Source organism: Armatimonas sp., assembly GCF_031410135.1.
GTDB lineage: Bacteria > Armatimonadota > Armatimonadia > Armatimonadales > Armatimonadaceae > Armatimonas.
In genome coordinates this window covers 1-2,024 of record NZ_JANNYP010000856.1, presented here as the reverse complement: position 1 = coordinate 2,024, position 2,024 = coordinate 1, and the positions used below count along the sequence as shown (strand labels likewise).

At 51.3% G+C, this 2,024-nt stretch carries 3 protein-coding genes; all 3 read left to right on the top strand.

Going from position 1 to position 2,024, the window contains the following annotated elements; all coding sequences use genetic code 11:
- A partial coding sequence (locus tag RMO15_RS30765; protein WP_309722281.1) for a transposase occupies window positions 1–419 on the top strand: 419 nt, incomplete at its 5' end.
- Window positions 416–1,192: an IS3 family transposase gene (locus RMO15_RS30760; RefSeq protein WP_309722278.1), complete on the top strand. Its 777-nt coding sequence runs from the start codon at window positions 416–418 to the stop codon at window positions 1,190–1,192. The genes RMO15_RS30765 and RMO15_RS30760, both read left to right, overlap by 4 nt.
- A gap of 161 nt (window positions 1,193–1,353) precedes the next feature.
- Window positions 1,354–1,932 (top strand): hypothetical protein, encoded by a 579-nt coding sequence (locus RMO15_RS30755; RefSeq protein WP_309722275.1) that lies wholly within the window; start codon window positions 1,354–1,356, stop codon window positions 1,930–1,932.
- The last annotated feature ends 92 nt before the right edge of the window (window positions 1,933–2,024 follow it).

Sequence of the window (2,024 nt, the reverse complement as noted above, 5' to 3'; positions counted from 1 at the left end):
GAAGTAATTGCCCGTCTACGCGGTTTCTTTTTTGGCAACGAGTTGGATTCCTTTTTTGCCTTTTGGAGTCGCCGCGTTTTTCAGCCTGCTACCTCACCACTTTTATGACCTGCACCCGGGAGAATCCCCCCTTGACGAAAGGATACGAGATGAAAGCGGGAGAAATGACAGACGAGCAGATCGTGGCGATTTTGCAGGAAGCGGACAAGGGCGACAAGAAACTAGCTGACCTTTGCCGAGAAAAAGGCATCAGCGTCAACACGTTCTACACCTGGAAGAAGAAATTCCAGGGCATGCAGACCAACGAAGTCAAACGACTTCGGGAGTTGGAAAAAGAGAATGCCAGACTCAAACGACTCCTCGCCGAGCGAGACCTGGACGTTGACATCCTCAAGGAGCTGGTTCAAAAAAACTCGTGAGTGCTGAACAGAAGAGAGTAGCAGCCAAACATTTGGTTGAGGTCAAAGGATTCCAAGAGAGGCGCGTCTGTCGTCTGCTCCAGCTCGCTCGTTCCAGCTTGCGCTACCAGCCAAAACAGGACGAACCTGAAGAGAAAAATCTGACTGAGCAACTCAAGGCTTTTGCTAAGAATCCTCGAAAACGCAGGCGTGGCTACCGGCTAGTTCATCGCGAGATCAATAAAGAACGCATCAACGAGGGCAAAGATCCGCTCAATCACAAGCGAATCTATCGCCTCTGGAGAAGCGAGGGACTCAGTGTACCAGCGCGGCGAAGGCGAAAACGCATCCGAAGTGGCAATCCTGCCACCGACCTGGTGGCGGATCGACCCCATGCGCTCTGGTGCTTTGATTTCGTCCATGAGGTTACCTTGAATGGCCGGGTGCTACGAATCTTCTGTGTCAGCGATGAGTTTACACGTGAATGTCTTGCGATTGAAGTGGGCACTCACTTTGTTTCCGAAAGGGTCGTCAAGACCCTGGAAGCACTCATGGAGCAACGTCTTGTCCCAGGGGCGTTTCGCATGGACAATGGGCCGGAGTTTATCGCCTTGGCCCTACGTGGTCTATGCCACCGACGCGGAATTAGCCCAGCCTATATTGATCCGGGCAAACCCTGGCAGAACGGGTTTGCGGAGAGCTTCCATTCTCGTCTGCGAGATGAGTTTATGGATGGGGAGGTATTCTATGGAGTGAAGGATGCTCAGGTTCGTCTTAACTCTAGTTTCCGGTAACTGAGGGGTTTGGATTAGGCAAGTCGGGCATGGTCAAACACGGTACAACAAGGTGCTTAAATCAAATCGCATCGAGGCCGACCATGCCCACATCAGTATACCGAACTGCACTTTTCTTGAGCCAACTCGTTGCCCGACTCCCCATCGGGACTAATCTCGCTTTGGCACACCTGCTTTTTACCCTCCTGGCAGGGCATCTTCTTCAAAGTAGAGGGGCACTTTTTCCGGCACTGGCGACAACTGGACTTAAAGACTCAAAAGTCAGAGCAGCGCAAGCGGCACTCAGAGACGGAAAATGGAGCATCGCCTATCTCCTTAAAAGACTCGACTGGCTCCTACGGAAAGAGGCCAAGGCAATCGCCCACCACATAAATGGATGGCAACCCATGCCTATTGACTGGGTAGGCTTCTACCGACCTCGGCTCAAAGAATGTACGACCAAACACTTCAACAGTCAAGCGCAACGAGCACTACCCGCTATCGAGTTGGGCATGGTGGTAAGACTCAAGAAAGTCGGAAATCGCCTCATTGCCTGCCTGGTCACTACCACAAGAAGTGGAGATACGGTGGAACTGCTCAAAACTGCCAAGGCTCAACAAGGAAACAAAGATGTCCTCCTGGCGGATTCTCAAGTCAAGATTTCTCATCTACACGAGGCCAATATCGAGCGATTTGTCGTGCGTGGAGCTACTAACTCATGGTTCGCTCATTTTTTGAGGGGTTTAGCAAATTTGAGGTAACCTCGTTTCATGACCGAAACGCTCACTCTTATCACGGAACGGGTAGATGACATCCCCGTATTATTCGAGCAGATGCAGAAATTGGAGATGGC